This is a genomic window from Paenibacillus sp. MMS20-IR301, from assembly GCF_032302195.1.
In the GTDB taxonomy this organism is placed as follows: Bacteria; Bacillota; Bacilli; order Paenibacillales; family Paenibacillaceae; genus Paenibacillus_AQ.
The window spans coordinates 2,516,184-2,540,127 of sequence record NZ_CP135275.1 but is presented as its reverse complement, the minus strand read 5'-3'; the positions used below and the strand labels follow the sequence as shown (position 1 = coordinate 2,540,127).

Below are 23,944 nucleotides of genomic sequence, written 5' to 3'. Positions count from 1 at the left end.
ATGGAATGTGCTGGAAATGATTCTTTGATGTGAATATTTATAAGAATAAAGCTAATTACACAGGAGGAGTTATGACACATATCAGCAAGATTGAAACAAGACGTTCCAGCAGATATGAGGAGGAGGATCCGGAGCGGATTGGAAACAAAAATACAGTGTTTGCTGATATTATCATTGACGGCCAATCTATGTACCAGCGGCTTTTGATATCGGACCATTTTACTTCGAATGGGATAACTATAGAACGGCAATCGAAGGCGTATTGGAGTTGGGTGATAAAGAGAGCGATTAGTATTAACCAATACATAATTTTCTGGAGCCGGATTAGAGGGATTGGATTACAAGTACAGCAACAAATGTCCTGTAGCCTGCCAAAGTAATAATTATACTGAACTTAATCGTTGCAACGAGGAGTAGAAGTAAATGAGCCACTTGGACCATCTGCAAAAAACCATCAACTACATCGAAGAACATCTTAAGGAAACCGTTACGATCGATGAATGTGCGAGGGTAGCCGGATTCTCGAAATTCCATTTTCACCGGCTGTTCAGCTTGATGGCTGGCTATACCGTAATGGAATACATCCGCAAGCGGCGTTTGTGCCATGCCATGGTTGACATATTAAATGGCAGACGAGTTTTAGATGTCGCCCTGGATTATGGTTATAGCTCCGAACGTACATTTAGTAGAGCTTTCCAGCAGGAATTCGGCCAGGTACCGAGCAGATGCAGAAACGGCAGATATTCAATCCCGGCAAAATTGGTACTGGCCGACATTCTTAACCCATTTCATGGAGGTTTCACAATGGAGTATTTGAGTGAGGTTCGAATCGAACAGCTTAACAGTATGACAGTTGCAAGTGCCAGCAGAGTTAGTGATAATCCTGAAGAGGATGTTATGATGTATTTGGATCAGTGGGCAGAGACGGCAGGAATACGGGGGAACAGGAACTTTGGATTTGATATTCCTGTAACAGAAGAGGAGCAGCAGCGCGGCTTGCGGGGATATGAGTACTGGTATGCCTTGAATGAGCGTATCCAGACTCCAGAGGATATTACGGTTAAAGATGTGCAGTCATGTAAATATGCAGTACTGCGCATAACCGAGCCTTTTATCGATCCATTTGAACGGATACCTCTAGGCTGGAACAAACTCGTCAGCTGGGTAAACAGTAAAGGTTATGAAACATCATGTGAACAAGAGAGATATTGGCCTGAAGAGGTGCTGGTAATTGACGGTGTGACCTTTATGGATCTATATTTCCCGATTGAATAAGCTGCAGGAACCCCTTACGCCACTTGTGGTCGAAGGGGTTTTCTAATAAACCGAAGGTTAGGAGAGATAGTAATGGCTATTATTTTTAATGAACAAAATATTATGTTTGAACAAAAACAGTCACCCGTTCCGGAGTATGCCTGGCATACCAGCCGGAAGCTGGCAGAGCAGGCGGGGGCGAAGCAGCTGCTGTTTGAAATGAGGTCTCTTGATCCCGGGAAGTATTCATATCCTTATCATTTTCATAGAAGCGCTGAGGAGATGTTTGTAATTCTCTCGGGCCAGGCTACGTTAAGAACACCTGAAGGTTTTCAGGAGGTGAAGGCAGGAGATACCGTGTTTTTTGAAACCGGGCCGGAGGGGGCTCATCAGCTGTATAATCATACCAGTGACCCTTGTGTTTATCTGGACCTGCGCACGAATCACGGGATTGATATTTGTGAATATCCGGATTCCGGGAAAATCAACATTTTACCTTATGAGGAAGTGTATCTGGCTGAGCAGGTGGACTATTATGAGGGTGAGGAGAAGGTCGCGGAGAAGTGGAAGAAGTAACTGAAGGGGGCTTATCATGTTACCGCAAGTAGTTGAACAAACTATGAATACGCTGTGCAACGCTTTGGTGAAGAATAATGTAGATATCGATTCCGTTTACCTATACGGTTCGGTTGCACTGGGAGACTATATTGAAGGTTCCAGCGATATTGATTTCATTGCAATTCTTCAGAAGCCGGCTACTGAGTCTGATATCCAGTCTATCGCGGCGGCCCATACTGAGCTGGAAAATGTATTTCCGCACACTGACATCATGGGAGCTTATCTGCTAAGGAAGGATATAGGCAAACCGCAAAGTGCAATTAGTTCTCTGATAACCTACTATTATAAGCAAGTACATACTGATGGTTCTGGTTCTGATATTAATCCAGTCACTTGGTGGATTCTCGGCAATCATGGCATTAAAGTGTTTGGATCGGCACAAGCCTTAAAGGTGGAAACTGACAATGATGTTTTGCTTCAATTCACCATTAATAACTTGAATTCCTATTGGCTCGGCTGGATCCACCGGTTAGAGAAGCATCTGGCTTCATTTAACTCAGCAGACCCAGATCCGGCAAGCACCGCTAAGCAGTTTGATGAAGCTGTTGAATTATGTACACTTGGCATGCTGCGGCAGTTATATACCCTGAATCATCATGATATTAAGAGCAAGGTTGAGGCCGGTTATTACGGCATTACAATGATTCCGCAGCAGTGGCATGAACTCATCTATGAAGCTATTAACATCAAGCGGATGCTCCCTAAGCGCTTCTATCATTCAAATGAAAAGCGGCTGATGGACCTTGTGGGATTGCTTCGTTATATTCATTTGGAGGCTAATCGTGTTTATGATGAATGGGTAGTGGATGAATGACTTATTTAAGAAGAGCCCCCTAAAGAACAACCTCTTACAAAATAAGAGGTTGTTCAAGGTGGTGTAGGATTGATGGAGTTAACCCATGCTCTCACCCTTTTAAGATTGACAGGTATATAAACTGATGTATCCCAACATAGCGATAAGATTTTTTTTCGTTTATAACACTCACGATAAATTTACGATCTTTCAGTAATTAAGAGAGACCGCTACAAGCACTAATCCGGATCTTTTAAAAACGTTTGAGGTAAGGAAACCACTGACCAACTGGAGAAGATGTTACTTGGGAGTTAAGAAGTCTAGCACTAACAGGATTAATAGATATGAGGAAGGGCCTATGATTATTTAATTCTTTTCCAATGGATTCCATCATCAGATATGACAATTTTCCCTTCTTCATCAGTCCCTTTGCCAATAAACTTGCTTCCAGACTGAATAACTACCATAGAATTTAAAACATTTATTTTCGTTTCCTTCCAGTTTAATTTATCGTTCGAAGTTAATACTTTTGTATGGACCACCCCGGTGCTTACCCATTCATTCATAAAAACATAATAAATATTACCTTTTTTGTAAATGGGAGAACGGTAATCATTTGTTTGTAAAGCTTTAGGTAACTTTTTGATTTTAAAATTAATACCGTCAGTCGAAGTTAATTCATTAGAGTAAGGATCATACCAATAGAAAATTCCAGTTTGTGATGAGCTAGTGCCGGTAGAATAATACCAGTTTCCTGGAGTTAACCCTGAAATTTGTTTCCACTTTTTCAAGTCGGGTGATGTATATACTATGAGTTCTGCTGATCCCTGAGGGCCTAGGAAATGTCTATATTTGCTATTTTTAATATCTTTATCTACAAACATATATCCGGATAACATAATAGCACTATAGTTTTGTCCATTCCAAAATAAGCCGAACACTTTATTTGTAGGAATAACCCCAGTATAATCCCAATTTATACCATTATCAGACGTGAAAATATAAGATTGCCGATTATAATAACCTGATCCATACAAAACCCATTTACCATTCACGGTAAACACATCTTTTATAGATAGACTGCTTCCTTCTAAATTAACTTCTGCTGGTGGGCGCAGAGTAAAAGATGACCATGTTACACCATCTGTAGAATAATAACTTTCCGTGCCTTTATAATCACTTACTGATAAATAAAAAAGACCATTATTGTATTGGAGATTATAATTAGCGTCTCTAGGTAGTTTCCTAGATTGCCATGTCTTGCCGTAATCATATGTAATATCTAAATAACCATGTAAGGTTTTAACTAGGATTGTTCCTTTATCGTTAGTTGCAATATAAGAAACTTGATCGCTTGTAGCTTTATTTGAAACTAAAGGTAAAAGATAATCAACTACTTTGTCATTCTCATTATCAGCCGCAAAAACTGATAAAGGATTAAGAAACAATAATAGTATAAGAAGACTCATATTGAATAGAGCTAAAGGTTTTTTTAAAACTTTAATTGTCACTAAAAACACTCCCAACTTTCAACCATATTTTTTCAAGTTCTAACTCTAATTATTTTATAGTCCCTTTATTAAGTACTTTTCCCTCACCTCATTTGTATAATAATACAATATCATCATGGTCACTCCAAAATTCAAACCAACCTTGACTTATATACTCACCCAATGCCCAACATGTAACATGAAGCAGCAATTGATTTTTCTGATTTATTATTCGGTTGAAAAAAAACGATGTGACCAATGATAGATAATACAGAGCCTATGCTGAGATGGTTAAGGGGTACAAAAATAGAACACCCCCTTACATATAAGGGGGTGTTCTAGGTGATGCAGTATAGGACGGATGGGGTTCGAACCCATGACCCCTACCCTGTCAAGATAGTGCTCTCCCGCTGAGCTACCGTCCTGCAACGAAATTTATAATACCACAGGATGCGAAGGAATAGCAATAAGTTTTTTTGAAAGACGAAATGGGCTGGATTATAGCTGGGATATAATTGTAATAATTAGGTGGTGGTGTTAAGCTGGAGCTAGAAAGGAGCTGACAAATCATGTCATTACTTATGTCCCTTGGGTTTCTGGTATTGGCTGGCGCTCCACTGGTTTGGTACTATGCTGCTCTCGGAAAGCGGATTACGGCGGAAGAAAAGAAAGCCGGCCGGGATTTATCCAGTGAGATTAATCCGTTTACAGGCGGCAGATAACAAGCTTTTGCAGAGGTCCCGCTGTATGCCGGCGGGATTTTTTTGTTGAATAGGAGATGATACATTGTACAAATGTGGATACTCCAAAACCTGCGTAGGCGATGCAGGAAATTAGGTGGATTTTCTCCACTAGCGTTGCATAAAAGCTAACATTATCCGAATGGAATAAACTACCTGTCCAGAAACAGAAAAAAACTCTAATGTAAGAAGGTAGGCGCGTTGTCCATACCCCCTTACAAAGGAGCTCTCAATGGATAACGTTAAAGCAAATTCAGTCATACGTCAATTCTTATCTTTACTTCCGGTCAATGCTCTAGACCCCACCGTGTTCGATTACTACACTAAAAAGCTAACTGTGATGAAAAGTATCTTGATTTTTGTTTCCGCCCAGTTGAATCGATGGGGTTCTTACAGCGAAATCGAAGCTCAAATCCGTGCACAAACCGAACTGCAGCGTTTGTTTCATTTGGAAAGTATTAGCGGCTCTCAGTTATCCCGTTCCTTAGATCGTCTGCCTACCGAACTGCTCGAGTGGCTTTTTCAGCAACTGGCTCTGCGGGCCAAAGAGCGGACAGCATCGTTAAGTGGGATTTCCAAAACCATTGGTAAACTGAGCATTGTAGATGCTTCCACCATTTCGTTACCCCTGAATTTGGGGAATTGGGCACAGGTGACTCGTAAGGCCAGCAGCGTCAAAATGCATCTTCGTCTGGTTGTGGCCTCGCCCGACACCGTGTTTCCCGATGCTATGGTTCCCACGACTGCCAATGTCGGAGATCGAGCGTGTGCCGTAGAATTGGTCATTCCTTCGGACACGACTTATGTCATGGACCGGGGGTACGATGACTACAAAAAGATGGAGGCGTGGAGTACCCAAGGGATTCGATTTGTGATGCGTCTGCGGGACCGGGCATACACCACTGTCCTTGAAGAATCTACGGTGCCTGCCGGAAGCCGAATCCTTCGGGACGCCAAGGTCCACATGGGCCGTGCGGATCGGGCGGACAAGAAAACCTTACGCCTCATTGAATTTCTGGATGAAAAAGGGCGCCTCTACCGGCTTGTCACTTCCATCTGGGAGGTATCGGCGGAAGAGATCGCACAGATTTACAAAAACCGTTGGCTCATTGAGTTGTTTTTTAAATGGATGAAGCAGCATTTGCGAGCCGTGCACGTGCATAGCTACAAACCGCAGGCGATCTGGAATCAGTTGTTCCTGGTCTTAATTACGGCGCTTCTGGTGCAGGAGGCCAATGCTTCTTTCGCCCGGAAGCTAACGCCTTGGCAGTTGCTTAAACTGATGCGGGTGTATCTCTATCTGCCGTGGTCTGCATTGGAGCAAGAGGTGTTACGTCCGCGAAAATCGTCCAAAGGGAAACCCACGGGCGTCCGTCCAAAACCAAAAATTCTACGAACGACGGTAGGCAAGCTACGGCCGAGCAAAAAGTAATTCGAACGCAAATATGGATTTAATTGACAAACGCGTCTTACATCTATTCCCTCCTACTCTTTTTAACTTTTGAGAGAAGAAGTGGATGTAAAAATATTCTTTAAAACCAATAAATAGGTATATATAGATTTCATGTTAGGGTTAATGCAATGCGAGTGGATTTTCTCCACTTGCTGACGTACGGAATAGTCCGATTTCAAACAACAGTTGGAAAAACAGCACTTAATTCGAGGCCGATTAGTAGAAAGAGGGTAAATACATAAAATTAAGATACGTTTATCCACCTAATTCCCGCAAACGCTCCAAAACCGCCAAATTAAGATACGTTTTTCCAACTATGTAAGACGCACCTTAGACTGTTTCCTTAAGGCCAAGTGAACACGACAATACATATCATTCATCAAACGGAGTGAGACGAGTGAAGCATAGATTTATAGTTTTTGAAGGCATTCACGGCAGCGGGAAATCCGCAAGCGCATGGCAGCTGTATGATCGATTGAACAAGAACGGAAGGGAAGCCGAGGTTTACTTTGAATATCATGCAGACTCTGCTTCAGAGAATCCGTGTGATATAAGGATGACTGCAGTAATGTCAGCTGAAGAATATGCCACAACTAGAAGCAGATTCCCTGTGTACGAAGAAGAGCTGGACGCTAGAGTTAAGGCATACGGCGGATGGTATTGTATTTTTATGCCTCATCTTAAGGAGTACCCAGAGATTTATAAGGAATTGACACCGTTTGTTGCGGACAACGGAAATTTGGAGACCGAACGTTTCATACAGGCGTTAAAGAGCCGCATGGCAGCATTTGTGGAACAGGCACTTGGCACGGACAAGGTATACATATTTGAGAATGTGATGTTCCAGCAGGTGCTGAATGAACTTTTACGGAAAATGGACTGTGATGAGCAGCAGATGATTGCTTATATTCTTGAGATAGAACAAATAAGTAAAGTAGCCGCAGAGCGGGTATCCGATAACTATCTGCTCTACCCGGACTGGCTTGACTGGATGATAGACTATGTACAGCAATCCGAGTACGGGCGGAGGCATAAGGTATCCGGCAGAGCTGGTTTAATGGACTATTTTCGCGAGTGGCTCTCTATAGAAGAGAACTGCTTTGACCGGCTGGCTGCCGACAAGCAGGAGATCCTGATTAACCATATAGACTACAATGAACAGAACAACTACATATATAGCAGGCTATTTGAAAAAGGAGCTGCGAGATGATGAACGTAACTATCTATGATACTGAAGTGCCGGAAGCCGGGACTAAGCTGAAATATGTGGTAATCGCCATGAAGCAGGGAGAGGACTGGGTGCTGGTGCGCCATCGTGAGCGGTTCACATGGGAGTTTGCCGGAGGGCATATAGACGAGGGCGAGAGCCCGGATGAAGCTGCCGCCCGCGAATTATATGAAGAAACTGGTGCTGAAGTGTTTGAGTTATATCCTATTTGCCGTTATTCCGTCCGCAGGGGTGAAGTCCCTGAGAGCTATGGAATGCTGTATTTTGCTGCTGTGGATAAGTTCGGTCCCCTGCCCCCATTTGAAATGGAGGAGATTCGCAGATTCAGCGAAATACCGGAAGACGTAACGTATCCAGAGATTTATCCTGTGTTACTCAGCAAAATTAAGGATTACCTTAAATCCGGATTTTGAGCAGCGGCAAGCCGCGTAGTCTCCTCTTCAATCTGCTTCAGATCGATTCGCTCGAACAGCAGCGTAAGAGGTTGCAGCGGCTGCCCTGCAGGAACGGAAACCGGCTGCCACCCCGGTTCGCCAAAGGACAAGAATCCCCTGATTTTCCCGCAGGAAAAGGGGATGAACGGGTTCAGCAGACTGGACAGATTAGCGATAATCTGTACACAGGTGTATATTGTGCTGCCGCAGGCGGCGGGGGCCTGATTGATCTGCAGCCAAGGCTGCTGCGAGTCGAAATATTTATTGGCTTTGCGGATGTGGCTGAAAATCAGCTCAAGCGCCTCCTTGAAATGGCCTGCTTCTATTAATTGACCGGCATCACGGTACAAATGTTCAATCAAGTCTGCCCACTCAGGCGCAAGCTCACCGGATGGGATTTTTCCCGCGAAGGATTTGTTCACGAACACCAGGCTGCGGTTGACAAAATTACCGAAAGCACCAAGCAGCTCACTGTTGTGACTGTGAATGAATTCGCGCCAGGAGAAGTCGGCATCCCGTTTCTCAGGGCCGTTCGCAGTCAGGAAATACCGGATGGAATCCGGCTCATAGCGGCTGAGAATGTCCGGTACCCAGACAGCCCAGTTGCGGCTGGTGGAGAATTTCTCACCTTCGAGGGTCATATACTCACAAGCCAGAATACGGTCCGGCAGATGCAGTCCGCCTGCACCAGTCAGCAGAGCCGGCCAGATTAAGCTGTGAAACGGCACATTATCTTTGCCGTGGACATAGTAGGCCGTTATGGAGTGAGGCTCTTCCCTATCCTGCGCAGCAGAATCCAGCCAGAAATCCTCCCAGCGGTTGCCGGTTTCAGCAGCCCACTGTCTGCTGGCCGAGAGATAACCGCTGACGGCTTCGATCCAGACATAGATCTTTTTGTCGGCGAAGCCGTCTGCCGGAACATCTACGCCCCAGTCCAGATCGCGCGTAGCCGCCCGGTCCTGGAGCCCTTCCTGCAGATACCTGCGGGTTAGGCGCACAGCATTTTCTCTCCAGCCCTGCGCAGATTCTACGTAATCCGAGAGTGTGCTCTGGAAGCTGGATAGAGACAAATAGAAATGCTCGGTAGAGCGGAGTACAGGCGTGGTTCCGCATAGCTTGCAGGTACGCTCCAGCAGATCCGCCGGATCAAGCAGAGTGGAGCAGTAATCACACTGGTCGCCTCTTGCCTGCTTGCCGCAGACCGGACATCGGCCTTCAACATAACGGTCCGGCAGGAACCGCTGATCCTGCTCGCAATAACATTGAAGTGTAGACTTCCGGTACAAATGCCCGTTCTCCAGCAGCTTTAGGAACAGCTCCCGTACAACGCGGTGATGCTGCTCCTGATCGGTCCGGGTGTACAGATCATAGGTGAAGCCAAGGGTACGGAAGCAATCTGTGAATTCCTGATGGTACCGGCTGGCGAATGCCCCGGGGGATACCCCCTCTTGGGCGGCCTGTACAGCGACCGGAGTCCCGTGGCAGTCACTGCCGGATACGTATAGAACCTGGTCGCCTTTGGCGCGGTGGTAGCGGGCCAGGATATCTCCCGGCAGAATACTGGCGAGCCTTCCCAGATGCAGGGAGCCGTTGGCATACGGCCAAGCTCCTCCGATAAAAATATTGCGCATGTTAATCATCCTCCTCAAAGTTTTGAAAGCATCAGCTTCCATGAATTTTCTTCGCAAAACTCGCTTCGGAAGCATCAGCTTAAGTTTTGATAGCATCAGCTTCAGTTCGCCGGAACGCAAAAAAGGCCCTCATCCCCAAAGGGACGAGAGCCTGTGCTCACGTGTTACCACCCAAATTCATCGATGCCTTGCAGCATCCACCTCTTCAGGTACGGCCGTGAGAATCACGGATATACCCTAGCATGGTAACGGATGCGGGTTCCGGCGCAGCCTACGGCCCGTGTGAACGGACTTCGGTGCGCAGCTCTGAGACCATATTCCCGAGGGTTTTCTTTGCTCCTTTTCAGCGGCCGGAGCTCTCTGTGAAAGAATTGCCAGGGTACTCTTTCTCTTCGCAGCTATTGTAGTTATGCTAATTACTGGATATCATAAAGGGCAGACACTGGTTATGTCAATACCGCAATTTGATTCACACAGAAAAGGAGAATGAGACTTTTGCCGGAACTGGAAAAAAAGCAGGAAAAGAATAATTCAGGTGGTGTAAAAGGATGGCTCGGCGGCGGGTTAGTACTGCTGCTGCTGAAGGGGAAGGCTATTCTCTCTCTCCTCAAGCTGGGAAAGCTGGCGGGTCCGGTCATCTCTATGGCAGTATCCATCTGGGCATACGCTCAGATCTATCCCTGGGGCTTTGCTGCAGGGTTCGTTGCCCTATTGTTCATACATGAATTAGGGCATGTGCTGGCTGCCAGACGGATCGGCCTGCCGGTAAGCGCCCCCTTGTTCATCCCGTTTATGGGAGCGCTCATCACGATGAAGAAGCAGCCGCTTAATGCCAGGGAGGAAGCTTACTTGGCCTTTGGCGGACCGGTGCTGGGCAGCATCGGTGCGGCGGCAGTATTCGGGGCAGCTTATTATTATCACAGCCCGCTGCTCTATTCGCTGGCCTATGTAGGATTCTTCCTGAATCTGATCAATCTGCTGCCGATTCATCCGCTGGATGGCGGACGAATTGCTACGGCGGTTACCCGCTGGTTATGGCTCGGAGGCCTGATCGGCGGATTAGCTGTCATCATCTACTTGAAATCCGTTCTGTTCTTCATTATCTGGGTGCTGTTTGCTTACGACTTGTACAAGAAATATATTAGCCGCCGTGCACAGAAGCAGATGCATACCGTGCTGAAAAGCTTCCTGATCCCGATAGAGGACTTGCGGGATCAGGGGTATCTGATTCCCGGGCCGGAACATAAACGGGAGTTGCCGTTTACAACCTACAGTGATCTGGAGCGGCAGCAGTATCTAGGTGTCCGCTGGGAGAGTCTGGACTATTATGGCACTGCAAGCATGCCGGTCCAGTCTATTATCTATAAAGTGCGGGTGGTACAGCTGGAAGAGATTTATGTGGATGCACGGGCGCAGCTGAAGATGCAGTGTGAGGTCAGCTTCAGCGTTTATGAGAATGATAAATACTATGATGTTCCGGCAGCGTCCCGCTGGAGATACGGAATTGCTTACTTTGCACTTGCAGGGATTCTTGGGGGCATGATGTATCTTGTTCATATTGTTGGCAATGTAAATCTATAATTATTCGTTTATGAAGCTTCTTATTCGTCAAAGCTGTATAGAGCCAAGATGAATGGGAGGGACAACAATGACTTTGACAGCAGTGCGGGCTGGAGTGGCCGGAATCTGCCTGCTCCTCGTGACAGCGGGATGTTCAGCAGGAAGCAGGGAGCCGGAATACACGCATATCCGCAGTATGAGCGGACTAGACGGAGGGCTGGATACTCAGGACAACCGGGTATCACCGGTGATGCTGGATGTGTACGACCGGTCCATTCCGGAAGAGGTTTATTCGGTTCAGTAGTTCAGCGGCTGTCTGTCTCAGCACTTGCAGGCCGGCTGTCCGGGCTCTCTATATACAGAATATTAAGAATTCTGTATAATGGCTCAATGTTGACCGACCTACAGAGAGGGGCTAGCGCAATGGCCGTGGAAATTGTACACGTAACTACAGAGGAACAGCTCCAGATGGGGCTTACCATCCGCAAAAAGGTATTTGTCGAGGAACAGAAGGTCCCGGAAGAAGAGGAAATTGATGAATATGATGTAATCGGTGATAACGCACATCATTTTCTGATTATGGATAACGGAGAACCCGCTGCCGCCGGAAGGCTGATCTATTATAAAGCCGGGGCCGCCAAAATGCAGCGGATCGCGGTTCACCAGCATCACCGGTCCAAAGGCTACGGGCGGATTCTGCTGCTTGCCATGGAAGAGCGTGCGCGTGAACTCGGCTTTGAAGCATCGGTGCTTGACGCGCAGTGTCATGCCGAAGTCTTTTACAGCAAGCTGGGTTATGAAGTCATCTCTAAGGAACCCTTCTATGATGCCGGAATTCTTCATGTGAGAATGCAGAAGGCACTATAGACTGAGAACTTAATTCGTCCACTATAACCCGCACTTTTCAGGGACACATACTCTTCCGCTCCTATGGACAAGCTAGCAATGAGCCGGATATACGGCTAATTCCAGCGCGAAGGAGACGATCCTAAGTGATGAACAATGAACGTGAACGCTTTGTAGCTGCTCAGAGAAACGGTGACGGCGACCTGACCGGGTTCCAGACCTCTTCAGGGCGTGTGCTGGATTACCAGCAGGCGTTACAGGAAGTGAAGGCCGGAAGCATTGCCGGAGTTAACGTGTTCAAAGGGAAAGACGGCGAAATGTATATCCGCGGTGATGCTGACGGTGATCCTACCAACAATCTGGATCAGCTCCCGCAATTTTAGGCGGGCCTAAATAGCAGGCGAAGCAGCCGGACAAGAGTCTCTTTGAGACCGCTGACCGGCTGCTTTTTGCGCTGCAGAGCAGGCATCTGCGTCGTGCGGAGTTCATTCCATTCAGTATTTTGTATCCGAAACCGGTTGCAGGCAATTACCTAAAAAATATTCCTCTGCAAAAAGTAATAATTCCAATAGTTCTGCGCAACTTGTCGAAGGGGAAGTAGTATACATTAACAGCATGAATTACTTGGGGGTTTTTACAATGAGATGGAGGAAGGTAGCGCTGTGTGTGGTTGTGTTTTCCATGATGGGCAGCTCGTACTTATTCGCTGATGCAGTTAACCAGAAAATTAAAGTATGGAGCAACGGCAAGGAGATTTCCGACGGCGGTTATTTAATTGACGGCAAGGCTTATATCCCTGCCCGGGAGGCAGGGGGCATTGTCAGCTGGGACGGCTCCGGCAAAGTGACGATCCTTAAGCCTAATGTGCATATCGTGCTGTTCAAGGGTGATGCGGTATTCGGCAATGTCAATACAGGGAAGCTGAAGATGAAGATCCTCACCCAGGTTGACAGCCTGAAGGACAGCGTCTCAGCCGTGAAGGTGGCGATTACCGACCCGTCAGGGAATACCAAAGATATCCTGGAGGATGCCGGCGGTTCCAAGAATGAGGATTTCTGGTTCTCTACACCTGAATTTACTTATGATTTCAAAGATCCGGGCAAATATAGCGTAGGCTTCTTCGTCAAATTGAATAAGGGCGGAGATTACGTTCTGGTGTCTGAAAAGGTAGTTACAGCCTCGGTCAAGAATTAACCGGGTTTCTACAAATTGACCTGAACTTATCTTACGTGTTACGATACCAAATGTAGGATAATTCACTTAAAGCGAGGTATTTCAATGAGCGATCACAAACATGAGCATGGCCATGAACATGGTGAAGCATGCGGTTGCGGACATGATCACGACCATGAGCACGAGGAGTTTGTGCTGACCTTGACGAACGAGCAGGGCGAAGATGTAGAAATGGTGCTGGTAGAAACGTTTGACGTAGGCGAGAAGCTGTACGCCCTGCTGCTTGAACGCGAAAACCCTGAAGCAGACGGCATCATTCTGCGTATGGAAGAAGAAGACGAAGAAATGGTTCTTTACAACATTGAAGATGAAGCTGAATGGAAAGCTGTTGAAGAAGCTTACAACGAGCTGCTGGCCCAGCAAGAATAGATTTCAGTGATTCAAGGAACATGCGGTCCTGCCTTTGGACAAGGCTGCATGATCTAACACAAAACCCCGATACTGTAACAGTATCGGGGTTTTGTGTTGCTGCATGGAGAAGGGCCGGTTAAGAGATCGGCTCTGCCTCAACTACTACCTTAACGTAGTTAATGCTGCGGTCTTCCGGTCCTTTGACGGGCAGACCGATTTCTACGTGGTCAATGATATAGTCGATGTTATCCTGGGTAATAACTTCACCAGGAAGCAAAATTGGAATTCCCGGCGGATAGACATAGATAAATTCTGCAATGATGTAACCGGCGGACTCGCGGAACGGAACCACCTGGGTATCCGCATAGAAGGCATCGCGCGGAATCAGGGCCAGCTGCGGAATATTCGGCACCTGTACCTTAAGCTCATAGATTTCGCCTTTGCTGTAGTGGATTGCCGATAGCACCCGCAGTGCAGCCAGTAGCTTATCTACAGATTCCTGGGTATCGCCCGGAGTGATCAGGCAAAGAATATTATACATGTCACTCAGTTCAACTTCGATGTTGTACTTCTGGCGCAGCCAGTTCTCGGTCTCATACCCGGTAATGCCCAGATGGCGGACATGTATGTTCAGCTTTGTCGGGTCAAGATTGAAGGTGGCTTCGGTGCCGAGAATTTCTTTGCCGAAGCTGTACAAGCCTTCGATTTCGTTGATAGCCTTCCGGGCATAGTTGGACAGGGCAATCGTTCTCGCCGCCATCTCATGGCCGTTCAGGGCAAGATTGCGTCTGGAGGTATCCAGTGAAGCAAGCAGAATATATGATGTTGAAGTTGTGGTCAGCATGCTCAGAATAGTCTGTACCCGCTGAGGGTTGACAAGACCCGTCTTTGCATTGAGATTCAGTACCGAGCTTTGCGTCATGGAGCCGCCCAGCTTATGGACGCTGGTAGCTGCCAAATCCGCACCGGCCTGCATGGCCGATACCGGTAGATCCTCATGAAAATGAATCAATACTCCATGTGCCTCGTCCACAAGTACGGGAACCCCGTAACTGTGGGCCAGGTCGACAATCGAACGCAGGTCAGCACATACGCCGAAATACGTCGGATTGATAACGAGGACACCCTTGGCATCCGGATGACGCCTTAAAGCCCGTTCTAGCGAGCTGGTGGTTATGCCGTGGTCTATCCCAAGATTCTCATCCTGTACAGGAGAGACGAATATAGGCTTGGCTCCGGAGAAAATAATGGCCGACATCACGGATTTGTGAATGTTGCGCGGTACAATTATTTTGTCTCCTTCTGAGCAGACAGAGAGGATCATAGTCATGATGGCATTGCTCGTGCCTTGTACACTGAAATAGGTGTAGTCGGCGCCGAAAGCCTCTGCAGCCAGCTTCTGAGCTTCAAGAATTACCCCGGTGGGCTGGTGAAGGTCATCAAGCGGTGCAATATTGATCAAATCTATGGATAGAGCGTTATCGCCGATAAACTCACGGAATTCGGCATCGGTCCCTAGCCCCTTCTTATGCCCCGGAATATGAAATTGAACTGGGTTTCCGGCGGCATGCTTTTTGAGAGCTGTGAAGAGGGGAGTTACTTGTTGATCCATTTAATGCTGTCACAACCTTTCGCGAAGAGTATATTTCTCACGGAAACGGGAAGCATCCCTTAGAGGACGGCGCAGCCGTTTCTACTTGAGCAAGCATCAGTATAACAAATCAATCACCATAATACTAGGATGTGATGAAATGTCTGGCAAAGTAGCGCAGCGTATGCATATCAATTTAGCTTCACCGTTTATTGTGGAGATGTGGGTTATTATTTTTCTGGTTGAATTCATCAAAGGATCATTGCTGGTCGCCTTGCTTCCGGTTTATATGGAGAATATTCTCGGCCTCTCGGTTACGGTGGTCGGCTTCGCCTTTGCACTGCAATATTTGGGGGACAATCTGTTCCGCAGCCCGTTCGGCTGGGTTATGGAGCGTATCGGATTCCGCTGGACAATGACCGGAGCACTGCTGCTGATTCTGGTGGCTGTCGGGCTGATTATTTATGCCAAGGATGCGGCTACCCTGACCACTGCCTGCCTGATTCTCGGTATCGGCACCTCACCGCTGTGGCCCGTCACGATGACCGGGATTACCGAGCTGGCAGGCTCTACAGAAAGCGGAAGCAGCGGAGCAGCGATGGGTGCAGTGGAGATGGCTTCGCTGGCGGGAACAGGAATCGGGCCCATTATCGTTAACTTTATCATGGATCACGGAGGGCAGAGCTACCATACCGTCTTCCTGGTGCTTATGGGCTTCGCTGTTGCTGTAGTCGCTGTAGCGTTGCTGCTGCCGCCGAGAATCGGCGGCCATGCGCCGCAGGCTGTCCGGGAGATGCATGCCGGGGAGCCGGGAGCACCGCGTAAGCGGTTTAGCCCGCTGCGGAGCCTTAAAGGGACGTGGCATCAGATACGTACATCCCTGAAGGTCAGCCGGCTGCTTTTCCCGGCGCTGTTCCTGCAGGCTTTTGCCATAGGACTTATGACTCCGGTAGTCACCTTGTTCGCACGGTCTGAGCTGCATGTCACCCCAAACCAGTTCAGCCTGCTGCTTATTGCCGGAGGAGGCATCACTGTACTGACGCTTATTCCGGCGGGCAAGCTGGTCGACAGAATCGGGACAACCACGTTCCTGAACATCGGGTTTCTGCTCGCTGCCTGCTCGCTGGCGTTCTTCTCACAGGTCCGCTGGCTGCCGCTGGCCTTTGTCGCAGTTGCGCTGGTCGGAATCAGCTACGCGCTTATTCTGCCGGCGTGGAATGCCTTTGTGGCCAAGCAGGTGCCTAAGGGCGAACGGGGAACGGTCTGGGGGCTGTTCCTGACGCTGCAGGGCTCGGGAATGGTCGCCGGGCCTGTGCTGTCGGGCAGGCTCTGGGATTCGGTCAGTCATGGCGCGCCTTTTCTGGCGAGTGCCGGGGTCATGGTGCTGCTCTTCGGCCTGCACCTGCTGATTGTCCACAGGACTAAGCTTAAGGCCGGCAGCCTGCAGTAAGTGGCAGCGGACGGCTGACCCCGGCCGCAATTCTCTGAATACTAGCCCAAAAAACCGCACCGATTCATCCGGATTTCCGGAGGACGGCGGCTTTTTGGGTTTTTTACTATAAGGAAATCGTTTGGAAAAGGCGCATAGCGGGTAAAAATAGTCAATAAACCAAGTTACCGCTACATAAAATGAAGTATAAAATAAGTGTAAGATGCACGCCAAATGAACAGATACATGTGGAGGTCCGGCAGTCGGTTCTACTTCTTAAGGCAGGCCAAGAGGCTGGCTATGCTTAAATCAGGCAGTTAGGGGGGAGCGCCGTGAATAAAAATGACGAGGTGGAGTACTGTAATCTGGAGCTGCGGTTTGACAGGGGGCATATCCAGGATCTGATCAAGGATCTCATTAAGGAAGGCTATTCCCTGTACTGGAGTGAGAATGAAAGTGTTTTTCTTATTTCGGTGCGCACCGGCCGCAAGCTGGTGAAGCTGCGCTTTCAGCGGATTAAAGACGGCTTCAAGCTGGTGGGAGATTATATGATCCGTGATGCGCGCCTCTCGGAATGGATGGAGAAGCTGATTGGGGATATGCGCGGCCATGCTGTAGTGAAACGGTTCCGTGACCGGCAGATTCTTATTGAGAACATTTTATTCGGTGAAGTTATCCGTCTGGTGGAGATTTCGGGTTATCAGCAGCGTGTGCTGTATCAGAAGGGCCCGCTGCTAACAGATCAGGAGCTGACGAAGCTGTTCTACTCCACCCATGGAGAGGAGCGTATCCGTGACCGCAGGCTGGAGGTGGATGAGCAGCTGGACCGCCTGAACGCAGCCATGCGTAAGGAGGACACTGCGGCAGCGGGTGCCTGCACGGCCAGGCTGCAGCAATTGACCAGAGAGCTGGCAGCGCTTGAATGGTAGTAACCATGTTATTAGGCTCAGGGCATCCCGCATTACGGGGTGCCTTGAGTTTTGTGGGCCAACTTGCAGGGCGGGGGTTCACTTCTGCACGCAAAACCGTTAAAATAGTCATTGTGAGCAATTTCCTGATCCATAGGACTTTGTCAATGAAATTGATCTCTTCCGCAGTCAGAACTTTGCTGTCTCTGACAAAGGGTGGTATTCTTATACTGCGAGAAATGGATTTCACAAAAATACAGGGTGCAAAGGGTGGAGAACCAGATGTCAAAACAACAAATCGGCGTTATTGGCTTGGCAGTAATGGGCAAAAATTTGGCTCTTAACATCGAGAGCAAAGGCTTCAGCGTATCCGTGTTTAACCGTTCCCCGGAGAAAACACATGATCTGGTTGCAGAAGCAGCAGGCAAGAATCTGGTGGGTACTTTTACCGTTGAGGAGTTTGTACAGTCACTGGAAGTGCCGCGCAGAATTCTGATCATGGTTCAGGCCGGTCAAGCTACAGATGCAACAATTGAATCGCTCCTGCCGTATCTTGACCAGGGCGATATCATCATTGACGGGGGTAACGCATACTTCCCTGATACGGTCCGCCGCAGCAAATATCTGGAGGACAAAGGCTTCCGCTTCGTAGGAACCGGAGTGTCCGGCGGTGAAGAAGGCGCACTCAAAGGCCCTTCCATCATGCCAGGCGGCCAGGAAAGCGCATATAAGCTTGTAGAACCTATTCTTACGGCGATCTCGGCTAAAGTGAACGGAGAGCCTTGCTGTACATATATCGGACCGGACGGTGCCGGACACTATGTGAAAATGGTGCACAACGGCATCGAGTACGGCGACATGCAGCTGATCGGCGAAGCGTACCATCTGCTTAAGGATGTGCTTGGCCTGGATGCCAAGGAGCTGCACAGCATCTTCGCTGACTGGAACAGCGGCGAACTGGACAGCTACCTGATCGAGATTACCAAGGATATCTTCGCTGAGTATGATGAAGAGACCGGCAAACCGATGGTAGATGTAATCCTTGATGCTGCAGGCCAGAAGGGTACCGGCAAGTGGACAAGCCAAAGCTCGCTGGATCTTGGCGTGCCGCTGTCGATGATTACCGAATCCGTATTCTCCCGTTTCCTGTCTGCAATGAAGGAAGAACGCGTAGAAGCCAGCAAGGTGCTGAGCGGACCGGCTGCAGCAGCCTTCGAAGGCGACAAGGCTGAATTCATCGAGAACGTGCGCAAAGCATTGTTCGCGAGCAAAATCGTATCGTACGCGCAAGGCTTCGCGCAGCTGCGTGTAGCTTCGGACGAATACGGCTGGGATCTGAAGTATGGTGAGCTGGCCAAGATCTGGCGCGGCGGCTGCATCATCCGCTCCCGGTTCCTGCAGAACATCACAGATGCCTACACCAACAATGCCGATCTGAAGAACCTGCTGCTTGATCCGTTCTTCAAGGATGTTATGGATAACTACCAGTCCGCATGGCGTAAAGTTATTGCTTCGGCCGTAACCCTGGGTATTCCGGTTCCGGGCTTCTCCAGCGCACTGGCTTACTACGACAGCTACCGCACAGAACGCCTCCCGGCGAACCTGCTGCAGGCACAGCGCGATTACTTCGGCGCCCATACCTTCAAACGTGTGGATAAAGAAGGCGTATTCCACCACAACTGGCTGTCTGAGTAAGGTTAGCAGCATAGCTTAGCAAGTGGCAGCCCGAACTGCTTTTCGCTTAATGCGGAGAGCTTTCGGGCTTTTATTTGTCTTCTGGCTGGCATTGTGCAAACTTTTCACCCTGTGTTATGATATGACAAATGTCGAGGCTTGGAGGTAGTTATGACTGGGGATCAGGAAGAACAGCAGAGTGTGCAGAAACAGGCTGGCAGCAGCAATATTATTCTGGTCGGCATGATGGCTACAGGCAAGTCAACGGTTGGCGCTATGCTGGCTGAGGAGCTTGAATATGAGCTGATTGATCTGGATGCAGTGATCACTGAAAGTGAAGGGCGGAGTATTGCCGAAATATTTGCTTCGGGCGGTGAAGAGGCCTTCCGGAAGATCGAATCGGCGGTTCTGAAGCAGGTGCTGGAGGGGCGGCGGAGAGTTATTTCTACCGGTGGAGGTGCAGTGCTGGCACCGGGGAATGCGGAGATCATGCTCAAGCATGGGCTGGTAGTGGCACTTACAGCCACTGAAGAAGAGGTTATAGCCCGCGTAAGCGGAGATCAGAACCGGCCGCTGCTCGCCGGCAATGCAGCTGAACGGGTCCGCACCATTATGGAGCAGCGCCGGGAGGCTTACCGTTTCGCGCATTGCACAGTCGATACAACGGACCTTACTGTGGCAGAAGTGTCACAATATATTTTAATGCATTACCGCGCTTGAGCTTTTAAGTGTGTTGGTGATAGGATCAAGCTTACTCGGTCTCATTCCATTCAATCATGCCGCCGCTCAGGTTAGCGCCTTGAATGCCGAATTGCTGCAGATATTCACAGACACGCTGGCTGCGATTGCCGGAACGGCAAATGAAGATGATCTCTGAATCCGCCGGAAGCTGTTCAGCCTGCTGCGGGATCTGGCCCATCGGGATATGCTGCGCACCGGGAATCATGCCGAAGGCAACCTCATCATCTTCACGGACATCGATCAGCACAAGCTTGTCGCCTGAAGCCAGGCGCTGCCGCAGTTCCTGTGGTGTAATTTGGGGAATATCATTCATGGTTGTACCCTCTTTTCTCATCAGATGTTAGGATGTATTGGCTTCATTCTATAAAATTAATGATAACACAATTGCGGATTACCCTGTCAAACGGAGCCGTACATAGAGACAACTTTACTATTAAGGAGCGCTAATCAAATGGACGTTATTGTTAGACCTACACCAACGCTGCAAGGTGAATTCGGGGCATTATCCTCTAAAAACTACACCACACGCTATCTGCTGGTAGCTGCCTTGTCGGAAGGGACAAGCACGATCTATCATCCCGCGCACAGTGAAGACAGTGATGCCATCCGCAGATGTATCGCCGATCTTGGTGCGGTGCTGACCGAGGATGACGAGAAGATTGTTGTGCAGGGCTTCGGGCGCCATCCCCGTGATGTCAAGGAGCTGAACGTCGGTAATGCTGGTGCTGTGCTGCGCTTCCTGATGGCAGTTGCTGCGCTCAGCCCGGAAGTAACCTTTGTGAATACCTATCCTGATTCCCTGGGCAAACGGCCGCATGATGATCTGATTCAGGCACTGGGCCAGCTTGGCGTTCAGGTAGAGCATAACCATGGACGGCTGCCGATCACCATCCGCGGCGGTAAGCCGCAGGGCGGGCGGATTACTGTATCCGGTGCGGTCAGCTCGCAATATCTCAGTGCACTGCTGTTTCTTACCCCGCTGCTTGCGGAAGACAGTGAGATTATCGTACTCGATGATCTCAAATCCAAAGTGGTAATCGGCCAGACACTTGAGGTCATGGAGCAGGCGGGTATTGTTGTTCATGCGGCAGATGACTATATGTCGTTCAAGGTGCCGGGCCGCCAGGCTTACGCCGCCAAGTCCTATACGGTGCAGGGAGATTACCCGGGCTCCGCCGCCGTGCTTGCCGCTGCTGCAGTAACGAGATCGGATGTGACGATTCACCGTCTTGCCGAGAACAGCAAGCAGGGGGAGCGGGCAATTGTCGATGTGCTGCGGATGATGGAGGTGCCGCTTACGCATGAGAACGGAACGGTACATGTACAGGGCAACGGCATCCTCAAGGCGGTTGAATTCGACGGTGACGCAGCTACTGATGCTGTCCTGGCGATGGTGGCGGCCGCAGTATTTGCCGAGGGCACCTCACGCTTTTACAATGTGGAGAATCTGCGCTACAAGGAATGTGACCGGATTACCGACTATCTGGCTGAGCTGACCCGTGCAGGGGCGAAGGTGGAGGAGCGGCGTGATGAGATCATTGTGCACGGCACTCCGGAAGGTGTTGAAGGCGGAGTAACGATCAACGCGCATTATGATCACCGCGTAATTATGGCGCTGACTGTTGTGGGGCTAAGAGCCCGTCAGCCGCTGCGGATCAAGGATGCCCACCACGTTGCGAAATCCTATCCGCAATACTTTGACCATCTAATCTCGCTGGGTGCGAATGTGGAATGGGTGGAATGACCGTCCCGGGCCGGGTAAGCATTGCTCCGCTAACCTTGGGGGATCTTGGGCAAGCCGCCCGGCTGTTTGAAATTACGATTGCTGATGCTTTTGAACGCGAAGGGCTCAGTCATTTGCAAAGTGATATGGAGCAGGAAATTGCGGGCAAGAAGCGGCTGGCTTGCGCTTGCATGGAACCGGACAATACGGACATTCATTTCTGGGTTGCCCGGATAGGCGGACAAGTTGCCGGTACCATCTCATACGCACCATGCGGTGAGGATATCCGGATTTTAACGGATTGTGAGCTTGAGCATGTAGGTGAGCTGGGTACGCTGTATGTTATGCCAGAGTACCAGGGGCGCGGGATTGCATCGGCACTCATTGCGGAAGTGGAGGCTTTTCTCAGGAGCCGCGGGGTTACCCGGTACTGCCTGGACAGCGGCTACAAACGTGCACAGGCCAAATGGCTGCAGAAATTCGGCGAGCCCTATGCAATGGCTAAGGATCATTGGGGTCCAGGCTCAGATCATCTGATCTGGCTGTGCAGCGTGAATTGAAGCCATACTGTATACCGTGAGGGGGACCTCTTTACCTGAGCTGTATGGATTTGGAACTTTGTGTGCTGCGCGGTATGATGGAAGGGTAGCAGATTACGTGCTGTCTCCGAGGCAAGCTTATTCTGCATAGGCTGGCGGCACTAACAACGGGAAGGGGAGCTAAAGATGAGTTTTGAAAATCCAAGCCGGGAGCAGATTGGCGACATTCTTGTCTCTGCAGGCAATATAGCGGTCGTCGGACTCTCCGACAAAACAGACCGCACCTCTTATATGGTAGCCGGAGCTATGCAGAGCCGGGGCTACCGGATCATTCCGGTCAATCCGTCCGTGGACGGGGAGATTCTGGGCGAGAAGTGCTATCACACCCTGGCCGAGATACCGGAGCCGGTGGATATTGTCAATGTGTTCCGCCGCAGTGAATACTGCGCGGCGGTAGCGCAGGAAGCCGCGGATATCGGTGCGCGTGTGCTCTGGCTGCAGCAGGGGATTATCAGCCAGGAGGCGGCAGATATCGCTGCTGCACATGATATGATCGCGATCATGGACCGCTGCATCAAGGTGGAGGAAGCGATAACGGTGAAGGGGCGGCGCCAGGGTTAGGAACCCCGGAACCCCGGAACCCCGGAACCCCGGAACCCCGGAACCATTTCTACCTCGCGTTATTGCGAAGCTGGCTGGTGTGAGTTGCTAAGTGGAGAATGTGGAAATTGCGCAAGTGGTAGATTATTACAAAATTCATTGCTATACTTAATGCAGACGAAGAACGTCCTTACTCCATTTTCCTTTGGAGGCAGGGCGTTCTTTTTTTTATTTGAATGGAGGTTATGCTAATGGAATTCGAGCAAGCGCACATCTCTTTTTTGGAGCTGCATACAAATGACAGGACTGGTGAACGGCGCGGGAGGCTGGTACGCGGACATAATTATGCCGAGAAGCTTTTTCTGCAGAATGTATGGTACCCGTTGTTTGAGTCACTGGAGAATCTGCATCCGGAATACGAAGTGTATGACTGGAACCGGAAGTCGCAGTTTCTGGATTTTGCTTTTTTACCGCCGAACGGTACCCGTTTCGGAATTGAATGCGACGGCTATCAGAGCCATGTAAAGGATATGGACCGTGAGAAGTTCAGCTATGCGCTGAACCGGGATATGTTTCTTACAGGCATGGGCTGGAAAATGCTGCACTTCTCCTTCGATGACATTCAGCAGCGTCCTGAAGTTTGCACGATGCTGCTGCAGTTGGTACTGGTACCTTACCTGGCCCGGAAATCGGCGGGAGGAGAGAGGCTTTTGCCTGAAGAGAAAGAAATATTGCGATTGGCGTGGCAGATGGGCAAGCCGCTTCGCCCCAAGGATGTTACTGATTATTTTCAGATGAACTTTCGGACGGCCCGTAAGCTGCTTGTTTCTTTAAGTAATAAGGGGATGCTAGTTCCGGTTGCGGGCGGCAAAGGAGTAAGATCTTATGAGTTAAAGCCGATGCAGCATGATCAGGATTGGTGATTTGCTTTATACAGACACAATAAGGTGTTGTGTTACTATGGGCAGGCTGAAATTAGCTGGAGGATGGGAAAAGTGGATCTGCTGCTGGAGCGGTTGTATTTTGTACACTAGAATGTGCTGGAAAACCCGGAAAATTAGGTTCTATTGCATTTTGTACACTAGAATATTGCTGAATGGCTGATTTT

At 49.1% G+C, this 23,944-nt stretch carries 25 protein-coding genes, 1 tRNA gene and 1 other annotated feature; of the genes, 21 read left to right on the top strand and 5 right to left on the bottom strand.

Annotation, left to right across the window (positions count from 1 at the left end):
* Nucleotides 1-423: 423 nt before the first annotated feature.
* From LOS79_RS11290 to LOS79_RS11280, 3 genes are all read left to right on the top strand, one after another.
* On the top strand, nt 424-1,275 hold the full coding sequence (locus LOS79_RS11290) for a helix-turn-helix domain-containing protein (RefSeq protein ID WP_315419477.1): 852 nt from the start codon (nt 424-426) through the stop codon (nt 1,273-1,275).
* A 102-nt stretch (nt 1,276-1,377) separates the two neighbouring features.
* Nucleotides 1,378-1,830: a cupin domain-containing protein gene (locus LOS79_RS11285; protein ID WP_315419474.1), complete on the top strand. Its 453-nt coding sequence runs from the start codon at nt 1,378-1,380 to the stop codon at nt 1,828-1,830.
* Nucleotides 1,831-1,846: 16 nt separating this feature from the next.
* Nucleotides 1,847-2,686: a nucleotidyltransferase domain-containing protein gene (locus LOS79_RS11280; RefSeq protein WP_315419471.1), complete on the top strand. Its 840-nt coding sequence runs from the start codon at nt 1,847-1,849 to the stop codon at nt 2,684-2,686.
* A 341-nt stretch (nt 2,687-3,027) separates the two neighbouring features.
* Here the strand turns inward: LOS79_RS11280 and LOS79_RS11275 are convergent, their stop codons facing one another.
* Together LOS79_RS11275 and LOS79_RS11270 are read right to left on the bottom strand one after the other, a co-directional pair.
* Entirely contained in the window at nt 3,028-4,176 is a 1,149-nt protein-coding gene (locus LOS79_RS11275) for a hypothetical protein (protein ID WP_315419469.1), read from the bottom strand.
* A 332-nt stretch (nt 4,177-4,508) separates the two neighbouring features.
* Nucleotides 4,509-4,580, bottom strand: a tRNA-Val gene (locus tag LOS79_RS11270).
* A gap of 144 nt (nt 4,581-4,724) precedes the next feature.
* On the opposite strand from LOS79_RS11270, the gene LOS79_RS11265 reads away from it, so the two are divergent.
* The 4 genes from LOS79_RS11265 (at nt 4,725) to LOS79_RS11250 (ending at nt 7,989) form a co-directional block, all read left to right on the top strand.
* Nucleotides 4,725-4,877, top strand: a complete 153-nt coding sequence (locus LOS79_RS11265; protein ID WP_315419467.1) for a hypothetical protein — start codon at nt 4,725-4,727, stop codon at nt 4,875-4,877.
* Nucleotides 4,878-5,127: 250 nt separating this feature from the next.
* Nucleotides 5,128-6,327 carry an IS4 family transposase gene (locus tag LOS79_RS11260; protein WP_315415358.1) on the top strand — a complete coding sequence of 400 codons (1,200 nt, stop codon included), beginning with the start codon at nt 5,128-5,130 and terminating at the stop codon, nt 6,325-6,327.
* A 496-nt stretch (nt 6,328-6,823) separates the two neighbouring features.
* Entirely contained in the window at nt 6,824-7,558 is a 735-nt protein-coding gene (locus LOS79_RS11255; protein WP_315419464.1) for a P-loop NTPase family protein, read from the top strand.
* Nucleotides 7,555-7,989 carry an NUDIX hydrolase gene (locus LOS79_RS11250; RefSeq protein WP_315419461.1) on the top strand — a complete coding sequence of 145 codons (435 nt, stop codon included), beginning with the start codon at nt 7,555-7,557 and terminating at the stop codon, nt 7,987-7,989. The genes LOS79_RS11255 and LOS79_RS11250 overlap by 4 nt, the downstream gene beginning before the upstream one ends.
* Here the strand turns inward: LOS79_RS11250 and metG are convergent.
* Nucleotides 7,968-9,683, bottom strand: coding sequence for a methionine--tRNA ligase (metG, locus tag LOS79_RS11245; protein ID WP_315419460.1), 1,716 nt, complete (start codon nt 9,681-9,683; stop codon nt 7,968-7,970). The two genes, LOS79_RS11250 and metG, sit on opposite strands and share 22 nt — an antisense overlap.
* 94 nt (nt 9,684-9,777) lie before the next feature.
* Nucleotides 9,778-10,046, bottom strand: a binding site (T-box leader).
* An 81-nt stretch (nt 10,047-10,127) separates the two neighbouring features.
* Between metG and LOS79_RS11240 the strand changes: the two genes are divergently transcribed.
* The 6 genes from LOS79_RS11240 to LOS79_RS11215 all read left to right on the top strand — a co-directional run bounded on the left by LOS79_RS11240 (nt 10,128) and on the right by LOS79_RS11215 (nt 13,649).
* Complete coding sequence (locus LOS79_RS11240) at nt 10,128-11,222, top strand: site-2 protease family protein (RefSeq protein WP_397386747.1); 1,095 nt, start codon at nt 10,128-10,130, stop codon at nt 11,220-11,222.
* 67 nt (nt 11,223-11,289) lie between these two features.
* On the top strand, nt 11,290-11,505 hold the full coding sequence (locus LOS79_RS11235) for a hypothetical protein (protein ID WP_315419457.1): 216 nt from the start codon (nt 11,290-11,292) through the stop codon (nt 11,503-11,505).
* Nucleotides 11,506-11,624: 119 nt separating this feature from the next.
* Nucleotides 11,625-12,068: a GNAT family N-acetyltransferase gene (locus tag LOS79_RS11230; protein WP_315419455.1), complete on the top strand. Its 444-nt coding sequence runs from the start codon at nt 11,625-11,627 to the stop codon at nt 12,066-12,068.
* Between the two features lie 125 nt (nt 12,069-12,193).
* The gene (locus LOS79_RS11225) at nt 12,194-12,430 is read left to right on the top strand and encodes a DUF3892 domain-containing protein (protein WP_315419453.1); all 237 of its coding nucleotides are present in this window, start codon (nt 12,194-12,196) and stop codon (nt 12,428-12,430) included.
* A 256-nt stretch (nt 12,431-12,686) separates the two neighbouring features.
* A complete protein-coding gene (locus LOS79_RS11220) occupies nt 12,687-13,241 on the top strand; it encodes a copper amine oxidase (RefSeq protein ID WP_315419450.1) in 555 nt (184 codons plus the stop codon).
* A gap of 84 nt (nt 13,242-13,325) precedes the next feature.
* Nucleotides 13,326-13,649, top strand: a complete 324-nt coding sequence (locus LOS79_RS11215) for a DUF1292 domain-containing protein (RefSeq protein WP_019911532.1) — start codon at nt 13,326-13,328, stop codon at nt 13,647-13,649.
* Nucleotides 13,650-13,767: 118 nt separating this feature from the next.
* Here the strand turns inward: LOS79_RS11215 and LOS79_RS11210 are convergent, their stop codons facing one another.
* Nucleotides 13,768-15,243, bottom strand: a complete 1,476-nt coding sequence (locus LOS79_RS11210; protein WP_315419444.1) for an aminotransferase class I/II-fold pyridoxal phosphate-dependent enzyme — start codon at nt 15,241-15,243, stop codon at nt 13,768-13,770.
* A 139-nt stretch (nt 15,244-15,382) separates the two neighbouring features.
* Here LOS79_RS11210 and LOS79_RS11205 point away from each other — a divergent pair, with 139 nt between their 5' ends.
* From LOS79_RS11205 to LOS79_RS11190, 4 genes are all read left to right on the top strand, one after another.
* The gene (locus LOS79_RS11205) at nt 15,383-16,672 is read left to right on the top strand and encodes an MFS transporter (RefSeq protein ID WP_315419441.1); all 1,290 of its coding nucleotides are present in this window, start codon (nt 15,383-15,385) and stop codon (nt 16,670-16,672) included.
* A 311-nt stretch (nt 16,673-16,983) separates the two neighbouring features.
* A complete protein-coding gene (locus LOS79_RS11200) occupies nt 16,984-17,580 on the top strand; it encodes a hypothetical protein (RefSeq protein WP_315419438.1) in 597 nt (198 codons plus the stop codon).
* 261 nt (nt 17,581-17,841) lie between these two features.
* A complete protein-coding gene (gene gndA, locus LOS79_RS11195) occupies nt 17,842-19,254 on the top strand; it encodes an NADP-dependent phosphogluconate dehydrogenase (RefSeq protein ID WP_315419435.1) in 1,413 nt (470 codons plus the stop codon).
* Nucleotides 19,255-19,404: 150 nt separating this feature from the next.
* Entirely contained in the window at nt 19,405-19,953 is a 549-nt protein-coding gene (locus tag LOS79_RS11190; RefSeq protein ID WP_315419433.1) for a shikimate kinase, read from the top strand.
* A gap of 31 nt (nt 19,954-19,984) precedes the next feature.
* On the opposite strand, the gene LOS79_RS11185 is transcribed toward LOS79_RS11190, so the two are convergent.
* Nucleotides 19,985-20,287 (bottom strand): rhodanese-like domain-containing protein, encoded by a 303-nt coding sequence (locus LOS79_RS11185; protein WP_315419430.1) that lies wholly within the window; start codon nt 20,285-20,287, stop codon nt 19,985-19,987.
* Nucleotides 20,288-20,425: 138 nt separating this feature from the next.
* Between LOS79_RS11185 and aroA the strand changes: the two genes are divergently transcribed.
* From aroA to LOS79_RS11165, 4 genes are all read left to right on the top strand, one after another.
* Complete coding sequence (gene aroA, locus LOS79_RS11180) at nt 20,426-21,718, top strand: 3-phosphoshikimate 1-carboxyvinyltransferase (protein WP_315419428.1); 1,293 nt, start codon at nt 20,426-20,428, stop codon at nt 21,716-21,718.
* Nucleotides 21,706-22,257: a GNAT family N-acetyltransferase gene (locus tag LOS79_RS11175; RefSeq protein ID WP_315419425.1), complete on the top strand. Its 552-nt coding sequence runs from the start codon at nt 21,706-21,708 to the stop codon at nt 22,255-22,257. Before aroA ends, LOS79_RS11175 begins: the two co-directional genes overlap by 13 nt.
* A gap of 165 nt (nt 22,258-22,422) precedes the next feature.
* Nucleotides 22,423-22,857: a CoA-binding protein gene (locus LOS79_RS11170; protein ID WP_315419422.1), complete on the top strand. Its 435-nt coding sequence runs from the start codon at nt 22,423-22,425 to the stop codon at nt 22,855-22,857.
* 230 nt (nt 22,858-23,087) lie between these two features.
* Nucleotides 23,088-23,759, top strand: coding sequence for a hypothetical protein (locus tag LOS79_RS11165; protein ID WP_315419419.1), 672 nt, complete (start codon nt 23,088-23,090; stop codon nt 23,757-23,759).
* The last annotated feature ends 185 nt before the right edge of the window (nt 23,760-23,944 follow it).